16 protein-coding genes are annotated in these 23,536 nt (G+C 72.8%); 6 read left to right on the top strand and 10 right to left on the bottom strand.

Going from position 1 to position 23,536, the window contains the following annotated elements; translation table 11 throughout:
• Positions 1–30: 30 nt before the first annotated feature.
• The 8 genes from LN251_RS11945 to LN251_RS11980 all read right to left on the bottom strand — a co-directional run bounded on the left by LN251_RS11945 (position 31) and on the right by LN251_RS11980 (position 13,315).
• Positions 31–1,878 carry an ATP-binding protein gene (locus tag LN251_RS11945; protein WP_458244421.1) on the bottom strand — a complete coding sequence of 616 codons (1,848 nt, stop codon included), beginning with the start codon at positions 1,876–1,878 and terminating at the stop codon, positions 31–33.
• Positions 1,879–1,886: 8 nt separating this feature from the next.
• Positions 1,887–3,485 (bottom strand): acyl-CoA carboxylase subunit beta, encoded by a 1,599-nt coding sequence (locus LN251_RS11950; protein WP_458244422.1) that lies wholly within the window; start codon positions 3,483–3,485, stop codon positions 1,887–1,889.
• Complete coding sequence (locus LN251_RS11955; protein WP_458244423.1) at positions 3,482–5,152, bottom strand: acyclic terpene utilization AtuA family protein; 1,671 nt, start codon at positions 5,150–5,152, stop codon at positions 3,482–3,484. The genes LN251_RS11950 and LN251_RS11955 overlap by 4 nt, the downstream gene beginning before the upstream one ends.
• Positions 5,149–5,943, bottom strand: coding sequence for a TIGR03084 family metal-binding protein (locus tag LN251_RS11960; protein WP_458244424.1), 795 nt, complete (start codon positions 5,941–5,943; stop codon positions 5,149–5,151). Before LN251_RS11960 ends, LN251_RS11955 begins: the two co-directional genes overlap by 4 nt.
• Positions 5,944–6,698: 755 nt before the next feature.
• A complete protein-coding gene (locus LN251_RS11965; protein ID WP_458244425.1) occupies positions 6,699–7,634 on the bottom strand; it encodes an EamA family transporter in 936 nt (311 codons plus the stop codon).
• 135 nt (positions 7,635–7,769) lie between these two features.
• On the bottom strand, positions 7,770–9,773 hold the full coding sequence (locus LN251_RS11970) for an ABC transporter ATP-binding protein (RefSeq protein WP_458244426.1): 2,004 nt from the start codon (positions 9,771–9,773) through the stop codon (positions 7,770–7,772).
• A gap of 105 nt (positions 9,774–9,878) precedes the next feature.
• Positions 9,879–10,010 (bottom strand): hypothetical protein, encoded by a 132-nt coding sequence (locus LN251_RS11975; protein WP_458244427.1) that lies wholly within the window; start codon positions 10,008–10,010, stop codon positions 9,879–9,881.
• Between the two features lie 239 nt (positions 10,011–10,249).
• The gene (locus LN251_RS11980; protein ID WP_458244428.1) at positions 10,250–13,315 is read right to left on the bottom strand and encodes an FAD-binding and (Fe-S)-binding domain-containing protein; all 3,066 of its coding nucleotides are present in this window, start codon (positions 13,313–13,315) and stop codon (positions 10,250–10,252) included.
• Positions 13,316–13,573: 258 nt separating this feature from the next.
• On the opposite strand from LN251_RS11980, the gene LN251_RS11985 reads away from it, so the two are divergent.
• The 6 genes from LN251_RS11985 (at position 13,574) to serC (ending at position 20,150) form a co-directional block, all read left to right on the top strand.
• Entirely contained in the window at positions 13,574–15,346 is a 1,773-nt protein-coding gene (locus tag LN251_RS11985) for an ATP-binding protein (RefSeq protein ID WP_458244429.1), read from the top strand.
• A complete protein-coding gene (locus LN251_RS11990; RefSeq protein WP_458244430.1) occupies positions 15,343–15,762 on the top strand; it encodes a roadblock/LC7 domain-containing protein in 420 nt (139 codons plus the stop codon). Before LN251_RS11985 ends, LN251_RS11990 begins: the two co-directional genes overlap by 4 nt.
• Positions 15,759–16,106 carry a DUF742 domain-containing protein gene (locus LN251_RS11995; protein ID WP_458244431.1) on the top strand — a complete coding sequence of 116 codons (348 nt, stop codon included), beginning with the start codon at positions 15,759–15,761 and terminating at the stop codon, positions 16,104–16,106. Before LN251_RS11990 ends, LN251_RS11995 begins: the two co-directional genes overlap by 4 nt.
• Entirely contained in the window at positions 16,087–17,331 is a 1,245-nt protein-coding gene (locus LN251_RS12000; RefSeq protein WP_458244432.1) for a cytochrome P450, read from the top strand. Before LN251_RS11995 ends, LN251_RS12000 begins: the two co-directional genes overlap by 20 nt.
• A gap of 359 nt (positions 17,332–17,690) precedes the next feature.
• Positions 17,691–18,944 carry a cytochrome P450 family protein gene (locus LN251_RS12005; protein ID WP_458244433.1) on the top strand — a complete coding sequence of 418 codons (1,254 nt, stop codon included), beginning with the start codon at positions 17,691–17,693 and terminating at the stop codon, positions 18,942–18,944.
• An 87-nt stretch (positions 18,945–19,031) separates the two neighbouring features.
• Positions 19,032–20,150: a phosphoserine transaminase gene (gene serC / locus LN251_RS12010; RefSeq protein WP_458244434.1), complete on the top strand. Its 1,119-nt coding sequence runs from the start codon at positions 19,032–19,034 to the stop codon at positions 20,148–20,150.
• 85 nt (positions 20,151–20,235) lie between these two features.
• On the opposite strand, the gene LN251_RS12015 is transcribed toward serC, so the two are convergent.
• Complete coding sequence (locus LN251_RS12015) at positions 20,236–21,834, bottom strand: alpha/beta hydrolase (RefSeq protein ID WP_458244435.1); 1,599 nt, start codon at positions 21,832–21,834, stop codon at positions 20,236–20,238.
• Between the two features lie 166 nt (positions 21,835–22,000).
• Positions 22,001–23,530, bottom strand: a complete 1,530-nt coding sequence (locus LN251_RS12020) for a cellulase family glycosylhydrolase (protein WP_458244436.1) — start codon at positions 23,528–23,530, stop codon at positions 22,001–22,003.
• Between the last annotated feature and the right edge of the window lie 6 nt (positions 23,531–23,536).

Raw genomic sequence — 23,536 nt, forward strand, 5'->3', positions numbered from 1 at the left:
GTAGCCGCAAATCGATACAGCCCCGCGCCCCTAGGTCTCCTGCACCACCGCCAGCAGTGAACCGACCGTGACCTGCTGACCGGGTACGACCTGGAGGGCGCTCAGCGTGCCCGTGGCCGGGGCGGTGATCTTGTGCTGCATCTTCATGGCCTCCAGCCACAGCAGGGGCTCTCCGGCCTGCACCACGGCTCCCACGGCCAGCCCGTCCGCCACCCTGACGACCGTGCCCGGCATGGGGGCGAGGAGGGAGCCGGGGGCGTGCTGGGCGGTGGGGTCGGGGAAGCGGGGCAGGGCGCGCAGGGCGGACGCGCCCACGTACACCTCGTCGCCGTACCGCGCCACCTCGAACTTCCGCCGTACGCCGTCCACTTCGAGGACGACGAGGCCGGGGGCGGCGTGCACGACCCGGACCCCGTCGGCTTCCAGGCCGTCGCGGGTGTGCCGGTAGCGGACCTCGTGCTCCTCCCCGCCCATCGCGTACCGCTTCACCTGCGGCTGGGAGGGGACGTTGCGCCAGCCGCCGAAGCGGGAGGCGCCGTGGGCCTCGGCGAGGGCGGCGGCCAGCGGGGCGTGGGGGGCGGGGGCGGGGGTCGTCAGCTCGGGCAGGTGCCGGTCGTAGAAGGCCGTGTTCATGCGGCCCTGTGTGAACTCCTCGTGGCGCAGGGAGCGGACGAGGAGGTCGCGGTTGGTGACGGGGCCGTGGACGGCGGCGCGTTCCAGGGCGCCCGCCAGCGCGCGCAGGGCCTCCGTGCGGGTGGGGGCGTGCGCGATCGCCTTGGCGAGCATGGGGTCGTAGTGGACGCCGATGGTGTCGCCGTCCGCGTAGCCGGTGTCCAGGCGGATGCCGTCCGGGAAGGCGAGGCGGTGCAGGGTGCCGGTCTGGGGGGTCCAGTCGGTCGCCGGGTCCTCGGCGTAGAGGCGGGCCTCGACGGCGTGGCCTCGCGCGGGGGGCGGCTCGCTCGCGAGGGCGTGGCCCTCGGCGACGCGGATCTGCTCGGCCACCAGGTCGATGCCGAACACGGCCTCGGTCACGGGGTGTTCGACCTGGAGGCGGGTGTTCATCTCCAGGAAGTGCGCCCGGTCGCCGGCGACCAGGAACTCGACCGTGCCGGCACCGACGTAGTCCACGGCGCGGGCGGCGCGTACCGCCAGCGCGCCCAGTTCCTCCGTGAGCTTCTCGGAGAGGCCCGGCGCGGGCGCCTCCTCGATCACCTTCTGGTGGCGGCGCTGCAGGGAGCAGTCGCGGGTGCCCAGTGTCCACACGGTGCCGTGGGTGTCGGCGAGGACCTGGACCTCGACGTGGCGCCCGCCCTCCAGGTACGGCTCGACGAACACCTCTCCGTCGCCGAAGGCGCTCGCGGCCTCGGCGCGCGCGGCCTGCAGTGCGGCGTCCAGCTCCGCCAGGCGGCGCACGATCCGCATGCCGCGCCCCCCGCCGCCCGCGGCCGCCTTCACCAGCACCGGCAGGTCGGCCTCGGTGACGTCCTCGGTGGCCAGCGGGGCGATGCCCATGAGGTCCTTGGCGCGGGTCTTGGACGCCATCGCCTCGATGGCCTCCGGCGGCGGGCCGATCCAGACGAGCCCCGCGTCGAGGACGGCGCGGGCGAAGTCGGCGTTCTCGGAGAGGAAGCCGTAGCCGGGGTGCACGGCGTCCGCGCCGGCGGCCACGGCGGCCTTCACGATGAGGTCGCCGCGCAGGTAGGTGTCCGCGGGCGCCGCGCCCGGCAGCCGTACCGCCGTGTCGGCCACGCGTGTGTGCAGGGCGCCTTCGTCGGCGTCCGAGTGCACGGCGACCGTGCGGATGCCCAGCTCATGGCAGGTGCGGAAGACGCGGCAGGCGATCTCGCCCCGGTTGGCGACGAGCAGTGTCGAAATCACGTGATCCCTCACATCCGGAAGACGCCGAAGCCGCCGCGGGCGCCCTCGTACGGTGCCGTGTGGACGGCCGACAGGCACAGGCCGAGGACGGTGCGGGTGTCGCGCGGGTCGATGACGCCGTCGTCGTACAGCCGCCCGGACAGGAACATGGGCAGCGACTCGGACTCGATCTGCTGCTCGACCATGGCGCGCAGGGCGGCGTCCGCGTCGTCGTCGTAGGGCTGTCCCTTCGCGGCGGCCGACTGGCGGGCGACGATGGACAGGACGCCGGCGAGCTGCTGCGGGCCCATCACGGCGGACTTGGCGCTGGGCCAGGCGAACAGGAAGCGGGGGTCGTAGGCGCGCCCGCACATGCCGTAGTGCCCGGCGCCGTAGGAGGCGCCCATGAGGACCGACAGGTGCGGCACCCTCGAGTTGGAGACCGCGTTGATCATCATGGCGCCGTGCTTGATGATGCCGCCCTGCTCGTACTCCTTGCCCACCATGTAGCCGGTGGTGTTGTGCAGGAACAGCAGCGGGATGTCGCGCTGGTTGGCGAGCTGGATGAACTGGGCGGCCTTCTGCGACTCCTCGCTGAACAGCACCCCCTGGGCGTTGGCGAGGATGCCGACGGGATAGCCGTGCAGGGTGGCCCAGCCGGTGGCCAGGCTGGTGCCGTACAGCGGCTTGAACTCGTCGAAGTCGGAGGCGTCGACGATCCGGGCGATCACCTCGCGCGGGTCGAAGGGGACCTTGAGGTCGCCGGGGACGATGCCGAGCAGTTCGTCGGCGGCGTACTTCGGGGGCTCGGCCGGGCCCGGATCGCCGTACGCCTTGCGGTGGTCGAGGCGGGCCACCACGCGCCGGGCCTGGCGCAGGGCGTCCTGCTCGTCGACGGCGAAGTAGTCCGCGAGCCCGGACACGCGCGCGTGCATCTCGGCGCCGCCCAGCGACTCGTCGTCGCTCTCCTCGCCGGTCGCCATCTTCACCAGCGGCGGTCCGCCGAGGAAGACCTTGGCGCGCTCCTTGACCATGATCACGTGGTCGGACATGCCGGGGATGTACGCGCCGCCCGCGGTGGAGTTGCCGAAGACGACGGCGACGGTGGGGATGCCGGCGGCCGACAGCCGGGTCAGGTCGCGGAAGATCGCGCCGCCCGGGATGAAGATCTCCTTCTGGGAGGGCAGGTCGGCGCCGCCGGACTCCACCAGGCTGATGCAGGGCAGCCGGTTGGCGAGCGCGATGTCGTTGGCCCGCAGGGCCTTCTTCAGCGACCAGGGGTTGCTGGCGCCGCCGCGCACGGTCGGGTCGTTGGCGGTGATCAGGCACTCGACGCCCTCGACGACGCCGATGCCGGTGACGAGCGAGGCGCCCACCGTGTACTCGCTGCCCCAGGCGGCGAGCGGGGAGAGCTCCAGGAACGGGGTGTCGGGGTCGAGGAGCAGTTCGATGCGTTCGCGGGCGAGCAGCTTGCCGCGTCCGCGGTGCCGGGCGACGTACTTCTCGCCGCCGCCCGCGAGCGCCTTGGCGTGCTCGGCGTCTAGGTCGGCGAGCTTGGCGAGCATGGCCTCGCGGTTCGCCCGGTAGTCGGGACCGGCGGTGTCCAGGCCGGAGTTGATCACCGTCACAGCAGGTCCTCCGGAATGTCCAGGTGGCGGGAGCGCAGCCATTCACCGAGGGCCTTGGCCTGCGGGTCGAAGCGGTGCTGGGAGGCGACGCCGGCGCCGAGGATGCCCTCGACGACGAAGTTCAGGGCGCGCAGGTTCGGCAGGACGTGCCGGGTGACGGGCAGGCCCCGGCTCTCGGGGAGCAGCTCGCGGAAGCGATCCGCCGTCAGCTCGTGGGCGAGCCAGCGCCAGGCGGCCTCCGAGCGCGCCCACACCCCCACGTTGGCGTTGCCGCCCTTGTCCCCGCTGCGGGCGCCCGCGACGAGCCCCAGGGGAGCGCGGCGCACGGGCCCTGCGGGAAGCGGCTCGGGCGGCGCGGGCTCGGGCACGTCGTCGAGTACGAGGGTGTCGTGGGCCGGCGGCACGGGCACCCGGCGCCCGTCGTGCAGGACGGCCGCATGGGCGACGGTGTCGTGGGGGACGTAGGCGTCCTCGAAGACCCCGAAGGGGGTGCCCTTCCCGGGCGGGGCGAGGACGTGGAAGCCGGGATAGCTGGCGAGCGCCAGCTCGATGGCCGCGGCGGTCAGCGCCCGTCCGACCTGCCGTTCGTCCGGGTCGCGCACGACGAGCCGCAGCAGGGCGCTCGCCGTCTCCTCGGTGGGCGCGTCGGGCCGGTCGGTGCGGGCCAGCTCCCAGCGGACGTCGGCGACCTTGCCGAGCGCGGGTGCCATCTGTTCGCGCACCAGGGCGGCCTTCGCCTCGATGTCGAGGCCGGTGAGGACGAAGGCGACCTCGTTGCGAAAGCCGCCGAGGCGGTTGAGGCCGACCTTGAGGTCGGGGGGCGGGGCCTCGCCGCGCACGCCCTCGATCCGGACGCGGTCGGGGCCGTCCTGGGTGAGGCGGACGGTGTCGAGGCGGGCGGTGACGTCGGGTCCGGCGTAGCGGGCGCCCGCCGTCTCGTACAGCAGTTGCGCGGTCACCGTGCCGACGTCGACGAGGCCGCCGGTGCCGGGGTGCTTGGTGATGACGCAGCTGCCGTCCTCGTGCAGCTCGGCGAGCGGGAAGCCGGGCCGGCGGACGTCGCCCTCCTGGAAGAAGGCGTAGTTGCCGCCGGTGGCCTGGGTGCCGCACTCCAGTACGTGCCCGGCGACGACGGCGCCCGCGAGCCGGTCGTGGTCGCCGGGCCCCCAGCCGAAGTGGGCGGCCGCGGGCCCGGTGACCAGCGCCGCGTCCGTCACCCGCCCGGTGACGACGACGTCCGCGCCGGCCCGCAGGCACTCGGCGATGCCGAACCCGCCGAGGTAGGCGTGGGCGGCGAGGCTGTCCGGGTGCAGGGCCGTGAGGTCGTCGCCCTCGACATGGGCGACGCGCACGGGGATGCCGAGCCGGTCGGCCAGTTCCCGTACGGCGTCGGCGAGCCCGGCCGGGTTGAGGCCGCCGGCGTTGGCGACGATGCGGACGCCGCGCTCGTGGGCGAGGCCGAGGCACTCCTCCAGCTGGCGCAGGAAGGTGCGGGCGTATCCGGCGGTGGGGTCCTTGAGGCGGTCCCGCGCCAGGATCAGCATGGTCAGCTCGGCGAGGTAGTCGCCGGTCAGGACGTCCAGCTCGCCGCCGGTGAGCATCTCCCGCACGGCGTCGAAGCGGTCGCCGTAGAAGCCGGACGCGTTGCCGACGCGCAGCACCGTCACGGGGTGTCCCCCTTCGCCTGGCGGCCCTTGCCGGGCGGGCCCGCGAAGGCCTGGGCGATGTCCAGCCAGCGGTCGGCGTCGGGGCCGGCGGCGCGCAGGGCGAGGTCGGAGCGGTGGGCCCGCTGGGTGACCAGGAGGCAGAAGTCGAGGGCGGGGCCGGTGACGCGGTCGGCGGCGTCCTCGGGGCCGTAGGTCCACAGCTCGCCGGAGGGGGCGGTCAGTTCGACGCGGAACTCCTCGAACGGCACGGGCAGGCCGTGCACGCCGAAGGCGAAGTCGCGGGTGCGGACGCCGAGGCGGGCGATGTGGCGGAGCCGGTCGGTGGGGGTGCGCTCGACGCCGAGGGCGTCGGCGACGTCCATGCCGTGGGCCCAGGTCTCCATGAGGCGGGCGGTGGCCATGGACGCGGTGGACATCGGCGGCCCGTACCAGGGGAAGCGGGCTCCCTCGGGCGCGGCGCGCAGAGCCTCCTCCAGCGCCTCGCGTCCGGCCCGCCAGTTGGCGAGCAGCCTCTCGGGCGGCTTGCGCGCGCCGTCCTCCGCGCCCTCGTCCACGAAGTCCCCGGGTGCGGCCAGGGCCTTCTCGACCTCGCGGGAGAAGGCGTCGTGGTCGGTCACGGCCAGCACGGAGGAGTGGTCGGTCCAGGCGAGGTGCGCGATCTGATGAGCGACGGTCCAGCCGGGGGCGGGGGTTGCGAGGGCCCACTGCTCGGGGCTCAACTCGGCCACGAGCAGGTCGAGTTCCTCGCTCTCCGCACGCAGGTCGTCGATGACGGGCGTCGGGTCAGCCATGCGGCGAGCATGGCAGCACCCAAAGAAACAAGCAAGCATGCTTGCATTAATTTGCACGCCGGGCACACCCGGCACCCTGCGGGTGAGCGTCAGGCTTCGGGGGCGGGCGGGGCATCAAGCCTCGGGAGCCAGCGCTGGGGCTCCAGACCTTTGAGGCCACCGCCGCGGCGTCAAGCCTCGACGGTCACCGCCGGGGCGCCAGGCCTTGGGAGCCACCCCGGCGGCGTCAAGCCTCGGCGGTCACCGCGGGGGCATCAGGCCCCGAAGGCCACCGCCAGGACGTCACGCCCCGGAGACCGGGCACCGGGCATCAGGCCTAGAAGACCACCGCCAGGACGGCGACGGCCCGGGACCGGCGTCGGGGCGCCAGGCCGTGGGAGCCAGCGCCGGCGGCGTCAAGCCTCGGCGGTCACCGCGGGGGCATCAGGCCCCGAAGGCCACCGCCAGGACGTCACGCCCCGGAGACCGGGCACCGGGCACCGGGCACCGGGCACCGGGCACCGGGCACCGGGCATAGAAGACCACCCCCAGGACGGCGACGGCCCGGGACCGGCGTCGGGGCGCCAGGCCGTGGGAGCCAGCGCCGGGGCGTCAGGCCCCGGGCCGACGCCGGGGCGCCGGACCTTGCGGGGCCACCCGCGGCGTCAGGCCTCGATGGTCACCGCCGGGGCTTCACGCCCCGGGGGACACCGCTGGGGCATTAGGCCCCGGGGGCCGGCGCCGGGCATTGGGCCCAGAAGGCCACCGTCAGGGCGTCAGGCTTCGGGGGCCGTTGGCGGGAGCTTTGCTTTGCCTCGGCCTACCTGGGTTCTGACCGCGCCCATGCTCGCCGCGATGACCAGGGCGATCGCCGCGACCTGTACGGCGGACAGGGTCTGGCCGAGGACGAGGAAGCCCGCCGAGGCCGCGAGGGCCGGTTCCAGGCTCATCAGGATGGCGAAGGTGGAGGCGGGCAGCCGGCGCAGGGCGAGCAGTTCCAGGGTGTAGGGCAGCACCGACGACATCAGGGCGACGGCCGCGCCGAGCCCGATGGTCACCGGGTCGGACAGCTTGGACCCGGACTCGGCGATGCCCAGCGGGAGGACGAGCAGCGCGCCCACCGCCATGGCCAGCGCCAACCCGTCGGCCTGCGGGAACCGCTGCCCGGTGCGAGCGCTGAAGACGATGTACGTCGCCCACATGGCGCCCGCGCCGAGCGCGAAGGCCACGCCGACGAGGTCGAGGTCGCCGAAGCCCCCGCCGCCGAGGAGGAAGACACCGGCCAGGGCGAGGGCGGCCCACACGGCGTTGAGCGCCCGGCGCGAGGCCAGCACCGACAGGGCCAGCGGGCCGAGGACCTCCAGGGTGACCGCGGCGCCCAGCGGGATGCGGACGAGGGCCTGGTAGAACAGGCCGTTCATCGCGCCGAGGGTGACGCCGAAGACGATCACCGTGCTCCAGTCGGCGCGGGAGTGGCCGCGCAGCCGGGGGCGGCAGAACACCAGCAGCACGACGGCCGCCGCGAGCAGCCGCAGCGTGACGACGCCCAGCGCGCCGGCCCGCGGCATCAGGTTCACCGCGACCGCGGCACCGAACTGCACGGAGACGCCGCCCGCGAGCACCAGGCCGACCGGGCCGAGGGAGCCGCCGGGGCGCTGCGGACCGCCGACGGCCTGCGACGCGGCGGGAGTGGTCGTGCTGGAGCTGGTCACGGGCTGTCCAGGGGTGCTCGGCTCGGGTTTCGTTCAGCGTGATGTACTGCCGAGTCCAGGCTAATAGCCTTTGTCAGGCCCGTAAACCCGGTATGGGGCTGTCCCGCATGGTGGACCTCGTGGATGTCAGGTGCCTCAGATGCCGGGCCAGGGTTCCTCCTCACGGAAGAGGGGGCGCCCGTCGTCGAGGGTCAGGGGGACCGCGCCGGGGGCGTGGGGGTCGTGGGCGGCCTGCGCGTAGGGGTACGCCGGCTCCTGCCAGGCGCCGTACGGCTCGTACAGGTAGACCGTCTGCACCTGCTCCGCGACCGGCTGCTGTTCCACGAACAGGGGCATGCGCAGCTCGCCGGTGTCCATGACCGCATTGTTCTGGGAGCGGTGCAGCCGGGCGTACGCGCCGCCCCGCGCGAGCAGGTCCTCGTGCCGGCCGGTCTCGACGATCCGGCCCCGGTCGACGACCAGGATGCGGTCGGCATCGGGGGCGAGGTTGAGGTCGTGCGTGATCATGATGGTCGTGCGGCCCGCCATCAGGCGGCGCAGCGGCTTGACGACCCGGCGGGCCGCCATGGCGTCGAGGCCGGTCGTGGGTTCGTCCAGGACCAGGACCGGGGAGTCGCGCAGGATCGCACGGGCGATGGCGAGGCGCTGGAGCTGGCCGCCGGACAGCCGGGCCGAGTGGGGGTCGACCCGGGTGTCGTAGCCGTCGGGGAGCCGGACGACGAAGTCGTGCGCGTCCGCCGCCCGCGCGGCCTCCTCGATGGCGTGGTCGCTGGCGCCGGGGCGGCCGCAGGCGATGTTGGCGCGGACGGTGTCGTGCAGGACGAGGGTCTCCTGCGGCAGGAGCGTGACGTACTCGCGCAGCCGGGCCAGCGGCAGGTCCCGGACCGGTGTGCCGTCCAGGAGTACGTCGCCGGCGTCCGGGTCGTAGAAGCGCAGCAGCAGTTTGGAGACCGTGGACTTGCCGGCACCGCTCGGGCCGGTGACGATCACCAGCTCGCCGGGGGCGACCGTGAAGGACAGGTCCCGCAGGGCGACGGTGTCGGCGCCCGGGTAGGTGAAGGAGACGTCGCGGACCTCGACGGCGCCGTCGGGGCGGCCGGTCACCGCGGCGTGGCGGGGGTCGGCGACGGCGGGGCGGACGTCGAGGATCTCGATCAGCCGCTCGGCGCCGGCGGTCGCGGCGGTGACCGTCAGACCGAGCTGGGCCAGCCCGCGGACCGGGGGGTAGAGGTAGCCGAGGAAGGCGGAGAAGGCGAGCAGCTGGCCCAGGGTCATGCGGCCGGTGGAGATCTCCCAGGCGCCGATGCCGATCACCGCGAGCACGCAGACGGTCTCGATGACGGCGACGAGCTGCTGGTAGGCCTCGTTGAGGCGGGTGGAGCGCACCGAGGCGCGGAACCAGGCGTTCGCCTCCTCGCCCAGCCGGCGGCGTTCGGCATCCCGGCGGTCGTAGGCCTGGGTCAGCACGATGTTGGACAGGGACTCCTCGACGACGGAGGTGATCGCGCCGTCGGCGACCCGGCCGTCGCGCGAGACGTCCTTGATGGAGCCGGAGAACCGGCGGGCGGCCAGCCAGAACAGTGGGGCCAGGACGAAGGTGGCGGCGGCCAGGTCCCAGCGCAGCCAGAAGGCGGCGGCCGCGTAGAAGAGGGCGGAGAAGGCGGCGGACGCGGCGCCGACCAGCCCGGAGACGACCATCGTCTCGATCGCCTCGACGTCACCGGTCAGCCGGGACAACAGGTCGCCCTGGCGGTGGCGTTGGAAGAAGTGCGGGGGCAACCGCTGTACGTGGTCGAAGACGTGCTCGCGCAGTCTCATCACGAAGCGTTCGGTGACCCAGGCGGCGAGGGAGTTGCCGGCGTAGGCGACGACCGCGCCGACGACCGCGACCGCGAGCCACTTCGCGGCCGGGCCCCAGAAGGCGGCCAGTGATCCCTTCTGCAGGGCGTTGTCGGTCAGGTCGCTGAAGACCAGGATCGCCTCGGTCTCGGCGAGCGCGGCGAGCACGGTGCACGCCCAGACCAGCAGCAGCCAGCGGCGCAGCCCTCCGGTCAACGGCCAGAAACGGCGGAAAGCGGCACGGGCCGGAATCGTGGGAGTGCCGTACCCGCACTCCTCGTCGTCCTCGTCCCTATCCATGGCGTATTCCCTCCGCTTTCGGTCGCTGGAATCGGCTGCGAAAGTCGACGAATTCGCAAGCGGAGAGGACCGGCGAAAATTACCGCCGGTCCTCTCAGAACTCACTCAGTTGTCGTGGCCGCCGGGGATCGGCTTCGGCACCGGGGGCTTGGGGTGCTTCTTCTTGGGCTTCGGCGGCGGCGGGGGGAGCTGCTTCTTGGGCTTCGGGGACAGCGGGGCGAGCTTCTTGAGGCTCATTCCGACTCCTAGTGTTTCGCAGTTCAATGGTTCGGGAATTCCGCGTCCGGCTCCCCGACACCGATGAACTTACATGCCCCGCAACTCAAGCGACGGCAAAGTCGGCGCGGAAATGGCAAGCAGGCACTGTGAATACCTTGGAGAATCCTTGGAGCGCCCGCCGAACCTGAGAGTCCTCTTATGAACCTGAGAGAGACCTTTTGGAGAACCCCAGTCGAGACCTCCCAGTCGAGACCCCCTCAGTCGAGGCCCTCGGCGAGCACCTGCGCGAGATGCCGGGCCCGTACTCCCGCCAGCTGCTCCAGCTGGGTCCGGCACGAGAAGCCGTCGGCGAGCACCTCGGTCCCCTCCGCCGCCACGCGGACGGCAGGCAGCAGCCGCTCCTCCGCGCAGGCCGCCGACACCTCGAAGTGGCCTTTCTCGAAGCCGAAGTTGCCCGCCAGCCCGCAGCAGCCGCCGGTCAGTTCGCCGGTGAGGCCGGCGGCCTCGCGCAGGCGGCGGTCGGGGGCGTCGCCGAGGACCGCGTGCTGGTGGCAGTGGGTCTGCCCGGTGACCGGGCGGTCGAGGGCGGGCGGGGTCCAGTCGGGGGCGTACCGCTCCATCGCCTCGGCGAACGTGACGACCGAGGCGGCGAGGCGGGCCGCGCGCGGGTCGTCGTGCAGCAGCTCGGGAAGATCCGTGCGCAGGGCGGCGGCGCAGCTCGGCTCCAGGACGACGAACGCCGGGACTGTCTCCAGCCGCGGGTCGAGGAAGGGGGCCAGCAGGTCCAGGGTGCGACGCAACACCGTTCGTGCGCGGTCGAGTTGGCCCGTCGAGAGGTACGTCAGCCCGCAGCAGACGCGCGAGCGGCGGGCGGTCAGCGGGTTCGCGCCGTACCCCCACGCCTCACCTTCGGGCATCTGCTCCACCCGCGCCTTCCACTTGAATCGCGGCGGCTGCATCACCATCAGCCCGGCCGCCTCCAGCACCTTCAGGGCCGCCTTCCCCACCTCGGGCGCGAAGTGCTCGGTGAAGGTGTCGGGCCACAGGGCGACGGCGGGCGGGAAGTCGTCCTCGGTGTCATCCGCGTCATCCATGTCATCCATGTCATCCATGTCATCGACGTCGTCCGTGACCCCGCCGGCGGCCTCGGGGCCGTCGGTGTCGTGCGGGTGCCGTGCGTCGGCCGGGCCGCCCCGCAGCTTCCACTCGGCCATCATCCGCCGCAGCTGTTCCACGGTCCTGCGCGTCCACCACCGGCTGAACGTCTCGGGCGCGATCCGCGGCAGCTCCCGCTCGGGCGCGATCCCGCCCAGCCGCTTGGCGAGCGCCGCCAACGGCCCCACCGAGGCGAGCGCGTTGACCAGGCCCGCGCTCCGGGTCCGCGTCACCCAGTGCAGCCACCGCGGCAGCCACCCCATGCTGTAGTGCGCGGCCGGGCGGCGCCGTCGCGCGTAGTGGTGGTGCAGGAACTCCGCCTTGTACGTGGCCATGTCGACCTCGACCGGGCAGTCGGACCGGCATCCCTTGCAGGACAGGCACAGATCCAGCGCGTCCCGTACCTCCGTCGACCGCCAGCCGTCGGTGATCACCTCACCGGCCAGCATCTCGTGCAGCAGCCGGGCACGCCCGCGCGTGGAGTGCTCCTCCTCGCCGGTCGCGCGGAAGGACGGGCACATCACGGAGGTGCCGGCGGCGGATGTCGTACGGCACTTGGCGACGCCCACGCAGCGGCGTACCGCGGCCGCGAAGTCGCCGCCGTCCGCCGGGTAGCCGAAGGCCACGTCGACCGGCTCGCGCGGCAGGACGGAGAAGCGGAGGTTGGCGTCGAGGGGCGCGGGGCGGACCAGCATGCCGGGGTTGAGGAGGTCGTCGGGGTCCCAGAGGGCCTTCGCCCGCTCGAAGAGGGCGATCAGGTCGGGGCCGTACATCCTCGGCAGCAGCTCCGCCCGTGCCTGTCCGTCGCCGTGCTCGCCGGACAGCGATCCGCCGTGGGCCACGACGAGTTCGGCCAGCTCCTCCGAGAAGCGGCGGAAGCGGGCGACGCCCGCCGCGGTCAGCAGGTCGAAGTCGATGCGGACGTGGATGCAGCCGTCGCCGAAGTGGCCGTAGGGCGTCCCGCGCAGGCCGTGGTCCGTCAACAGCCCCCGGAAGTCCCGCAGATACGCGCCGAGCCGCGCGGGCGGCACCGCGCAGTCCTCCCAGCCGGGCCATGCCTCGGTGCCTCCCCCAGACTTCGTCCGGGAGGTGCCCCCAGGCATCCGCGTCGCCGTACCGCTCGCGTCCTCGCGGATCCGCCACAGGGCCCGCTGCCCGGCCGGGTCGGTGACGACCAGAGCGTCCAGGACGTCGGCCGCCCGCACGATCGCCTCCGCACGCGCGCGTGCCTCGTCCGCGGACTCCCCTCCCGCCTCGACGAACAGCCATGCGCCGCCCCTCGGCAGTCCGGCCGACGACGCCGCGGGGACCAGGTCCGCCGCCATCCCCTCGACCGTGAGCGGCCGGTGGGGCAGCAGTCCCGCCGCGGCCTCGGCGGCCGCGCTCTCGTCCGCGTAGCCCAGGACGGCCAGCGCCCGCGCGGGGGGTGCCTCCACGAGTCGTACGACCGCCTCGGTGAGCACCCCGAGGGTGCCCTCGCTGCCGCAGAAGGAACGGGCGACGTCCGCGCCCTTCTCGGGGAGCAGCGCGTCCAGCGCGTAGCCGGAGATGCGGCGGGGCAGCTCCGGGTAGCCGGTCCGCAGCCGCGCCAACTCGCCCTCCACCAGTGCCCGCAGGCCCTCCGGCGCGCCGGCCCACTCCCGCCCGAGCCGCAGCCGCTCGCCGCGCGCGGTGACCACGTCCAGCTCCCGCACGCTGTCCGCCGTCGTGCCCCAGGCCACCGAGTGGGAGCCGCACGCGTTGTTGCCGATCATTCCGCCGAGGGTGCAGCGGCTGTGCGTGGAGGGGTCGGGGCCGAAGCGCAGGCCGTGCGGGGCGGCGGCCTCCTGGAGGCGGTCCAGGACGAGACCGGGCTGGACCACGGCCGTACGCGCTTCGGGGTCGACGGCCAGCAGGCGGTTCATATGACGGGTGAAGTCCAGTACGACGCCGGTGCCGGTCGCCTGTCCCGCGATCGACGTGCCCCCGCCGCGCGGCACGACCGGCACCCCGCGCTCCCGGCACACCGCCAGCACGGCCGTCACGTCGTCCGCGTCCCGGGGCGCGACCACCCCCAGCGGGACGCGCCGGTAGTTCGACGCGTCCATCGTCGTCAGCGCCCGGGACATGGCGTCGAAGCCGACCTCGCCCCGGACGGCCCCCCGCAGCTCCGCCTCGAGATCCGTCATGCCCCCAGCATGCATCCCGCCACTGACAGTGACGACCGCTCCGTCCACCGGACTCTCACCGATGAGGGGACAGAAACTGTGAACGGATTCCGAACCTTCCCAATTCGATCACGAACTCCCATATAGTGACCGCCAGTTGAGCACCAGGTGTATCTACTCGCTCAGGAGATGGACAGGCTCACGGCACGGCACGGACACGGACACGGACAAGGACGACCGAGGACCCCCACCGAGGACCCCCGACCGAGGACCCGACTCATGACCGCCCCCCTCCAGCCCGGCGAACGTCCCTCCCTGCGCTCCCTCGCGCCCGTCCCCCTGCTCACCGCCGTGCTGGCCGCCCTCGCGGTGGCCGGCGCGGTCGCCCGGACCCCCCAGGCGCAGCGCCTGCCGCTCGCCCTCGGCGCGGGCGCCGGGGCCCTGCTGCTGTGCGCGGCCGTCGCCGTGGCCACCCGCTCCGTCCTCACGGCCCGGATCACCCGCCGCCGGCTGGAGGCCGTCACCGCCGACACCGGGCGGCTGCTGCAGGACCGGATTCGACAGAGCGCGGAGTTCGACCAGGAACGGGTGCGGCTGACGGAGGAGCTGACCCGGGAGCGGGCCCGCTACGCCGCCGAACTGGCCCAGGAGCGTGCCCGGTCGGCCGCCGCGATCGGTGAGGAGCGGGCGCGCCAGGCCGCCGGGCACGCCGCTCTCGCCGAGCGGGCCCGGCAGGCCGAGCAGGAGCGGGCCGCCGCGATCGCCGCGACCGCCAACGCGGCCGGCCGGATGCAGGCCCTGGCCACCGGGATGCTCGCCGACCTGCGCGCCATGGAGGAACGGCACGAGGACGAGGACGTCCTCGCCGACCTGCTCCACCTCGACCACCGCACCGCGCAGGCGGGCCGGATCGCCGACTCCGTCGCCGTCCTCGCCGGGGCCCGCTCCGGGCGCCGGTGGGCCCGGCCGATCGGCATGGAGTCGATCCTGCGGGGCGCCATGGGGCGGATCAGCGGCTACCGGCGGGTGCGTGTGCACTCCGCGTGCGAGGCCGCGGTCGCCGGGCACGCCGCCGAGGGCGTCATGCACGCGCTCGCCGAACTCCTCGACAACGCGGCCAACTTCTCGCCGCCGACCGCCGAGGTGCATGTGTACGTCGAGGAGGTGCCGGCCGGGGTCATCGTGTCCGTCGAGGACAGCGGGCTGGTCATGGGCGACGTGCAGATGCGCCGCGCCGAGCGCGCCGTCTCCGGTGACCTCGGCGGCCTGGGCGGCCTCACCGGCACCCGCCTCGGGCTCGCGGTCGTCGGCCGCCTCGCCCGCAAGTACGGCCTGAAGGTCTCCTACCGCCCGTCCGCCCGCGGCGGCACCGGTGTGCTGATGCTGGTACCGCAGGACATCCTCGTACCGGAGCAGCCCGCCGAGCCCGCGCCGGCCGCCTCCGCACCGGCGCTCCCGGAGCCACCCACGGGCCGCCCGGTCGAGGGGGCGGAGTGGAGCACCGGCGAGCAGCCGGCCTCCCGGCCGCAGGGGGCTCCCCACTGGCCCTGGTTCGAGGGCACCTCGCACGACACCGCCCACGACGACGAGCCGTGGCCCGACGACGCCGGGAGCGGGACGGCGCTGGTGCCGTACGGGGAGGAGTGGCCGGTGTCCTACGGCTCCTCGTCGCTCGTCCCCGCGGAGACGCACCACGCCCCGGCCACCCCGGACCACGGCCCCCTTCCCCGCCACGACTCCTCCGGCCGGGACACGGATCCCCTCCCCGACGGCCTGCCCCAGCGCCGCCGTGGCCGCGCGCTCGCGGAGGCCGAGCAGGAGCGGGCACGCGCGCGTGCCGACGAGGAACCGCCGCGCCCCGCCGTCGTCTCCCTGGACGACCCCCTGGCCCGCGCCGCCCGGTTCAGCAGCTTCCAGCGGGCCGTACGCGGCTCGCTCTCCGACCTGGGGTCCGCGCCGGCGGAGGACACCACCACCCCCACGGCCCCGGAGCCCACCCCCGACCCGACCCGTACCTCCCGCCCCCACCCGGAAGGCAACGCCACCTCATGACCGGTATCGGCACCGGCCCCAACACCGTGGACGACAAGCTCACCTGGCTCATCGAGGGACTGCTGGAGCGCACCCCGGGGGCGCGGCACGCGCTGGTGCTGTCGCGGGACGGGCTGAGGCTGTGCCGGACACCGGAACTCACCGTCGACCGGGCCGACCAGCTCGCCGCGATCGCCGCCGGCATCCAGTCGCTGGCGCACGGCGCGTCCAGTGAGTTCGGGGACGGCAGCGGCGGCATACGGTCGGCGATGACCGAGTTCCACGGCGGGGTGCTGTACATCGTGGAGGCGGGCGACGGCGCGCATCTGGCCGTCCTCACGGAGGAGGACACCGACGCGGGACTCGTCGGGCACCGGATGAGCGAACTCGTGGAACAGCTCGGCCCGCACCTGAGCGCACAGCCCCGGACGTCATGAGCCGCCCCGGCAGGGACGACTCACCGGACCGCCTCTACACCCTCACCCAGGGCCGCGCCCGCTCCGCGCCGGACAGCCCCTTCGACCTGGTGACCCTCGTGGTCGCCGAGTGCGATCCGGCGCCCGGCATGCAGTCGGAGCACGTGACGATCCTGCGCGCGGCCCAGCGCCCCGTCGCCGTGGTGGAGCTGGCGGCCGAGCTGCGGCTCCCCGTCGGCATCACCAAGATCCTCCTCTCCGACCTCCTCGCGGCGGGCCGCGTCAGCGCCCGCCATCCGAGGAAGGCCGCCGTCATCGACCCCGACGTCCTGGAACAGGTGCTCGTTGGACTCCGCAACCTCTGACGCCCGCACCCCCTCGGGTGCGACCGTCCCCGTACCGCTCGGTGGACCCAGGTTCCAGACCGAACCGGCCCGGCTGTACCGCGAGATGCGGCGCGAGCACGGTGCCGTCACCCCGGTCGTGCTCGACGGGGGCGTACCGGCCTGGCTGGTGCTGGGCTATCGCGAGCTGCAGCAGGTCACCGGCGATCCGGTGCTGTTCAGCCGGGACTCCGGACTGTGGAACCAGTGGGACCGTATCCCCGCCGACTGGCCGCTGCTGCCGATGATCGGCCGCGGGCAGCCCTCGATCCTCTACACCGTCGGTGAACGTCACCGCGAGCGCGCCGCGATGATCAGCGGCGCGCTGGAGGCCGTCGCCCCTTCCGAACTACGCGGCCACGCGGAGAAGTTCGCCGACGAACTCATCGACGCGGTGTGCGGGCGCGGCCAGGCGGACCTCGTCGCCGAGTACGCCATGCTGCTGCCCGTGCGCGTCCTCGCCCGGCTCTTCGGCTTTCCCGACGAGCAGGGGCCGGGCCTGGTGACCGCGCTGAACGACATGATCGACGGCCGGGAGCGGGCGCTCGCCGGGCAGACCCACCTGGCCGGCTCGATGGCCCGGCTGGTGGCCGAGCGGAAGGCCCGTCCGGCCGACGACGTCGTCTCGCGGATGCTCGCCGACCGTTCGGGCTTCGGTGACGAGGAGATCGTCCAGGACCTGATGGTGATGATGGCGGCGGGTCATCAGCCGACTGCCGACTGGATCGGCAACTCGCTGCGGCTGATGCTGACCGACGAGCGGTTCGCGGCCTCCCTCTTCGGCGGGCGCAACAGCGTCGCCGACGCCATGAACGAGGTCCTGTGGGAGGACACGCCCACGCAGAACGTGGCCGGCCGCTGGGCCGCCCGCGACACCCAGCTCGGCGGGCGCCGCATCCGTGCCGGCGATCTGCTTCTGCTCGGGCTGCAGGGCGCCAACTCCGACCCGCAGGTGCGCACCGACGGCTCGGCGCTCACCGGCGGCAACAGCGCGCACTTCTCCTTCGGGCACGGCGAGCACCGCTGCCCGTTCCCGGCGCAGGAGATCGCCGAGGTCATCGCGCGCACCGGCATCGAGGTGGTGCTGGACCGGCTGCCCGACATCGACCTGGCCGTCCCCGCCGGGTCCCTCACCCGCCGCCCCTCCCCCTGGCTCAGAGGCCTCTCCCACCTCCCGGTCCACTTCACCCCGGTCCCCACCCTCTGACCCGCCCCGACCGCCACCCGGCGGCACAGACCCCGCCCGCCTCGCCCACCACCGAAGCCCCGCCACCGACCGGCCCACGCGACCCGGCCCACCCATCCCGCACCGCAAGCGGCCCGGCCCGCCCATCCCGCACCGCAAGCCCTCGACCACCTCCGCCACCCGGCGGCACAGACCCCGCCCGCCTCGCCCACCACCGAAGCCCCGCCACCGACCGGCCCGCCGATCCCGTACCGCATGCCCTCGCCCCCCTACGCCCCCAGCGCCGACCGTGACCCGACCCACCCCGCTCCGTCCCACCCCGCAGTCGAAAGCCCCGTGCGCCATTCCCGACCGCCCTGCTGCCTGCCCAGGAGGCCCGTATGACCACGACCGGTGTTGAACAGAGCCGTGTGGAGGAGACGCGTATCGCGCTTGATCCCTTTGTGCGGGATCTGGACGGTGAGAGCGCGCGGCTGCGTGCGGCGGGGCCGCTGGCCGCCGTGGAGCTGCCCGGTGGCGTGCCCGTCTGGGCGGTCACCCGGCACGCCGAGGCCAAGCGGCTGCTCACCGATCCGCGGCTGGTGAAGGACATCGGCGTCTGGGGCGCCTGGCGGCGCGGGGAGATCCCGCCGGACTGGCCGCTCATCGGCCTCGCCAACCCCGGCCGCTCGATGCTCACGGTGGACGGCGCCGACCACCGGCGGATGCGGGCGCTGGTGGCCCAGGCGCTCACCCCGCGCCGGGTGGAGGAGATGCGGGGCCGGATCACCGAGCTCACCGAGCGGCTCCTCGACGACCTCGCCGCGGCGGCCACCGGCGGTGTCGTCGACCTGAAGGCGGCCTTCGCCCACCCGCTGCCCATGTACGTCGTCGCCGATCTCATGGGCATCGCCCCGGCGCGCCTGCCCCGCCTGAAGGAGCTCTTCGAGAAGTTCTTCTCCACCCAGACCCCGCCCGCCGAGGTCGTCGCGACCCTCACCGAACTCGCGAGGGTCATGGCCGGCACGGTCGCCACCAAGCGTGCCGAGCCGGGCGACGACCTGACCTCGGCGCTGATCCTGGCCTCGGAGAACGGCGACCACCTCAGCGACGAGGAGATCGTCTCCACGCTCCAGCTGATGGTCGCGGCCGGCCACGAGACGACGATCTCGCTCATCGTCAACGCGGTGGTCCAGCTGTCACTCCACCCGGATCAGCGATCGCTGGTGCTGTCCGGCGCGGCCGACTGGTCCCAGGTGACCGAGGAGACCCTGCGCCACTCCACTCCCACCTCCCACGTGCTGATCCGCTTCGCGACCGAGGACGTCCCGGTCGGCGACAGGGTCCTCCCGGCGGGCGACGCGCTGATCGTGTCGTACGCCGCCATCGGCCGCGACGAGGAGGCGCACGGCCCGACCGCCGGGGACTTCGACATCACGCGGACCTCGCCGAACCGGCACATCAGCTTCGGTCACGGCCCGCACGTCTGCCCCGGCGCCGCCCTGTCCCGTCTGGAGGCGGCGGTCGCGCTGCCCGCGCTGTACGCCCGCTTCCCGGACCTCGACCTGGCGGTACCGGCCACCGACCTGCGCAACAAGCCGGTGGTGACCCAGAACGACCTGTTCGAGCTGCCGGTCCGCCTCACGGCCTCGTAGATCACGACAAGTCCACGGGCCGGAGGACTCGTCTCATCGAACGGACACGTTTCCGTGCCGTTTCGCCGAGGGGATACGCTCCGGCTCGTGGCTGAGATCCAGATTCCCGCTGACATCAAGCCCGCCGACGGTCGATTCGGCGCGGGCCCCTCCAAGGTGCGGACGGAAGCGCTGGACGCGCTGGCCGCCACCGGTACGTCCCTCATGGGGACCTCCCACCGCCAGGCTCCGGTGAAGAACCTGGTCGGCAAGGTCCGTGAGGGCATCTCCGAGCTGTTCTCCCTGCCCGGGGGCTACGAGGTGATCCTCGGCAACGGCGGCTCGACGGCCTTCTGGGACGTCGCGACGCACGGGCTGATCGAGAACAAGTCCCAGCACCTCAACTTCGGCGAGTTCAGCTCGAAGTTCGCCAAGGCCGCCAAGCTGGCCCCGTGGCTGGCCGAGCCGACCGTGATCGCCTCCGACCCGGGCACCCACCCGGAGCCGCAGGCCGAGGCGGGCGTCGACGTCTACGCCTTCACGCACAACGAGACCTCCACCGGTGTCGCCATGCCGATCAAGCGCGTGGCCGGTGCCGACGAGGGCTCGCTGGTCCTGGTCGACGCCACCTCCGGCGCCGGCGGCCTGCCGGTGGACGTCTCCGAGACGGACGTCTACTACTTCGCCCCGCAGAAGTCCTTCGCCTCCGACGGCGGCCTGTGGATCGGCGTCTTCTCGCCCGCCGCGATCGAGCGCGCCGAGCGCATCCACGCCTCCGGCCGGCACGTCCCGGAGTTCTTCTCGCTGCCGACGGCGATCGACAACTCCCGCAAGAACCAGACGTACAACACCCCGGCGCTGGCCACCCTGTTCCTGCTGAACCAGCAGCTGGAGTGGCTCAACGGCCAGGGCGGTCTGGACTTCGCGGTGCGCCGCACGGCCACCTCCGCGCGCACGCTGTACGGCTGGGCGGAGGACGTGAAGTTCGCGACGCCGTTCGTCACCGACCCGGCCAAGCGCTCGCAGGTCATCGGCACCATCGACTTCTCCGACGAGGTCGACGCGGCCGCCGTCGCCAAGGTGCTGCGCGCCAACGGCATCGTCGACACCGAGCCCTACCGCAAGCTCGGCCGCAACCAGCTGCGCGTGGCGATGTTCCCGGCGATCGACCCGGCGGACGTCGAGGCGCTGACGAAGTGCATCGACTACGTCATCGAGAAGCTGTAACCACCGCTTCCGTACGACGACGAAGGGGCGCCCGGCGAACACCGGGCGCCCCTTCTCGCGTAGCTCTACCTCACTGGCGTGCTGCTCAGCCGCGGAAGCCGAGCAGGCCGTGCAGGGCCTCACCGCGCGCCCCGGCGGCCGGCTGCTGGGCCGTCAGCGCGGACTTCGCCGAGGCCGACGGCTTCGGGTCGGCCGTCTTCTGGCAGACCGCGTCGGCCGTGCCGTGCCCGCGCGGGACGGTGCCGTCGGTCAGGTACTTCGCCAGGTACTTGTCCAGGCAGGCGTTGCCGCTCAGCGTGATGCCGTGGTTGCCGCCGCCCTGCTCGACGACCAGGCTGGAGTGCTTGAGCAGACGGTGGACGGTGACACCGCCCTGGTACGGGGTGGCCGCGTCGTTCGTCGCCTGGAACAGCAGCACCGGCGGCAGCTTGGAGTTGGCGACGTTCACCGGCTTCAGCGACTTGGTGGGCCAGAACGCGCACGGCGCGTTGTACCAGGCGTTGTTCCAGGCGTTGAAGGGCGCCTTGGCGTACACCGCCCAGTTGTCCTTCTCCCACTGCTTCCAGTCCCGCGGCCAGGACACGTCACGGCACTGCACGGCCGCGTAGACGCTGTAGCCGTTGTCACCGGAGGCGTCGATCGCGGCGAAGTTCTGGTACGCCGTCACCAGCGGTGCGGAGTTGTGGTCGTTGACGTACGCGGCGAACGCCTGTGCCAGGTAGGGCCAGTAGCCGTTGTAGTAGCCGCCGGGCAGGAAGGTGTCCTCCAGCTCCGCGGCGCCCACCTTGCCGCCCGCGGGCGTCTTGGCGAGTGCGGCCTGCATCGCGTACCACTTGGCCTCGATCTTGGCCGGGTCGGTGCCGAGCTTGTACGTCGAGTCGTACTTGGCGATCCACGCCATGAGCGCCTTGTGGCGGGCGTCGAAGGCGTAGTCCTGGCCGATGTTGTCGTCGTACCAGACCCCGTCGGGGTCGACGATCGAGTCCAGGACCAGGCGGCGCACCTGGTGCGGGAAGAGCTTGGCGTAGACCTGGCCCAGGTAGGTGCCGTAGGAGTAGCCGAAGTAGTTGATCTTCTTGGCGCGGACGGACTTGCGGATCGAGTCCATGTCCTTCACGGCGCTGATGGTGTTGATGTACGGCAGCACGTCCGCGTACTTGCGGCCGCAGGCGGCGGCGAAGGACTTGGCGCGCTCCAGGTTGGCCTTCTCGAGGGCCGGGCTGGTGGGAACGCTGGCCGGGCGGACGGGGTTGAAGTAGCCCGGCTTGCAGTCGAGGGCGGGCTTGCTCTCGCCGACGCCGCGCGGGTCGAAGCCGATGACGTCGTACTGGGCCGCGACCGCCTTGGGCAGCGAGGAGGCGACGAAGGGAGCGAGGCTCAGGCCGCTGCCGCCGGGGCCGCCGGGGTTGACCAGCAGCGGGCCCTGGAACTTGGTGGCGGTGTGCGGAACCCGGGTCAGGGCCAGGGTTATCTTCCGGCCCTGCGGCTTGGCGTAGTCGAGGGGCACCTTCACCGAACCGCACTGCAGGGTCGGGGAGTCGTCCGTGCCGCACTTCTTCCAGGTGACCTTGGCCGGCTGGAAGGAGGGGGCGGAGGACGAGGTGCTGGCCTCGGCGGGGACGGCCGTGACCGATCCGGCGAGGACGACGGCCGTACCGCACAGCACGGCTGCGCTTCTTCTCATCAAGTTCCCTCACGACATGGGGGGTTGGAAAGACCGGAAAGTTCACGGTCCTGTCCGGATACTTTCGAAGAAGCACCAACACAAGGAACAACTTGGGTAAAGATTTGAATCTCCTGTGATCTGGAGGCGCCCGTTCCACCGTGGGCGCCTCCGTCACACACGGCCCCTACGACGCCGTACAGCTCACCGTCGGCACGCTCCCACCCCCGGGCGCCCCACCGAACCCGAAGGTCACCGAACTCCCCGCCGCGACGCTGCCGTTGTGCGCGGCGTTCACGGCGGTGACCGTCGAACCGGTCTGCGTGTAGGAGGCGTTCCACATGTTCGTGACCTGCTGCGACCCGCTCCAGGTCCAGGTCACCTTCCACGAACCGAGCGCCGTGGACCCGGTGTTGGTCACCTTCACCTCGGCGTTGAACCCGCCCCCCCAGTCGCTGCTGACGGTGTAGGTGGCGCTGCACGCGGCCGTGCTCCCGCCGCCACCGCCGCCTCCACCACCGCCGCCACCGCCACCGCCCGTGCCGGTGCCCGGGAACAGCGGCGCTTTGACGCTCGCCAGGTACCCGTCCTTCACGGTGTCCACGGTCTGCCAGTCGTCCTTGAGGATGCCCCCGGTGTCACCGGAGTTGGGGTTCCAGGACCAGAAGGTCCAGTGGAAGGAGTCGGCACCGTACGTCGACGTCGGGCGCAGGTAGCTCACCAGCGCGGACAGCCACTTCTGGTCGGTCGTGGAGGCCAACGTGGTGCCGAACTCGCCCACCCACACCGGGGCGATGTTCTGCTTGAAGATGTAGCCCCAGTACTTGTCCCAGACGCCCGGCATGTTGGCGGGGAAGGACGGGTCGGTGAACCAGGGCTGCTGGGCGACGCTGGTGGCGTAGTCGTGGGCGGAGTACACCACCCGGTTCGCCACGTTCAGCTGCACCGGGTACTGGCCGACCCCCATGAGGTTGCCGCCCCACCACCCCGACACACCGTTGAACGTCTGCACGCCCTCGACGAAGATCAGCAGGTCGGGGTTGGCGGAGAGCACCGCGTTCCCGGCGCGCTGGGCGGCCAGCCGCCAGTCGGTCGCCGTGTCCCCGCAGCCCCAGCAGGCCGGATCGTGCGGCTCGTTGTGCAGGTCGATGCCCACCACGGTGTCCTGACCCTTGTAACGGGCCGCCAGCGCCTTCAGGTTGGCGATCCACGTCGACTCGGGGACCGCCGCGGTGTACCAGAGCGCCGACTGGCCGCCGGAGTCCGGGCGGTGCCGGTCGAGGATGACCTTCAGCCCGTCCTGGCCGGCGTAGGCGACGAGTTTGTCCATCACCTGGAGGGAGTTGAGGCCCTGCAGGTCGGCGTTCTTGCCGCTGCTGAAGTCGATGCTGTTGGGGACGGTGGAGGACTTGAAGATGTCGTCGCTGTAGGGCAGCCGGATGGTGTTGTACCCGAGCGATTTCATCTGGTCGATCATGGACTTGTAGTCGCGGGACCACAGGCCGTGCGGGACGTAGTTGGCGGTCTCGAAGCCGAACCAGTTGATCCCGGCGATCCGGACCGGCTGCCCGGCGGCGTCGAGGATCTGACGACCGCTGGTGTGCCAGTACCCGGCGCCGGCGGCGCTGTCGGCCGCGTCGGCCGTGTGCGCGGCGGCGAGCGGCAACAGCAGTGCCGCCGCGGCGGCGCACAGCGCTCTTCGCAAGCTGCGGAACATGTGCCT

Source organism: Streptomyces sp. MAI_2237 (assembly GCF_054189285.1).

Coding starts and splice junctions, on each gene's coding strand:
- LN251_RS11970 (WP_458244426.1), bottom strand. CDS start 9,773: ATGGATAGGGACGAGGACGACGAGGAGTGCGGGTACGGCACTCCCACG.
- LN251_RS12005 (WP_458244433.1), top strand. CDS start 17,691: ATGACCACGACCGGTGTTGAACAGAGCCGTGTGGAGGAGACGCGTATC.
- LN251_RS11980 (WP_458244428.1), bottom strand. CDS start 13,315: ATGACGGATCTCGAGGCGGAGCTGCGGGGGGCCGTCCGGGGCGAGGTC.
- LN251_RS11960 (WP_458244424.1), bottom strand. CDS start 5,943: ATGGCTGACCCGACGCCCGTCATCGACGACCTGCGTGCGGAGAGCGAG.
- LN251_RS12015 (WP_458244435.1), bottom strand. CDS start 21,834: ATGAGAAGAAGCGCAGCCGTGCTGTGCGGTACGGCCGTCGTCCTCGCC.
- LN251_RS11985 (WP_458244429.1), top strand. CDS start 13,574: ATGACCGCCCCCCTCCAGCCCGGCGAACGTCCCTCCCTGCGCTCCCTC.
- LN251_RS11975 (WP_458244427.1), bottom strand. CDS start 10,010: ATGAGCCTCAAGAAGCTCGCCCCGCTGTCCCCGAAGCCCAAGAAGCAG.
- LN251_RS11990 (WP_458244430.1), top strand. CDS start 15,343: ATGACCGGTATCGGCACCGGCCCCAACACCGTGGACGACAAGCTCACC.
- LN251_RS12020 (WP_458244436.1), bottom strand. CDS start 23,530: ATGTTCCGCAGCTTGCGAAGAGCGCTGTGCGCCGCCGCGGCGGCACTG.
- LN251_RS11995 (WP_458244431.1), top strand. CDS start 15,759: ATGAGCCGCCCCGGCAGGGACGACTCACCGGACCGCCTCTACACCCTC.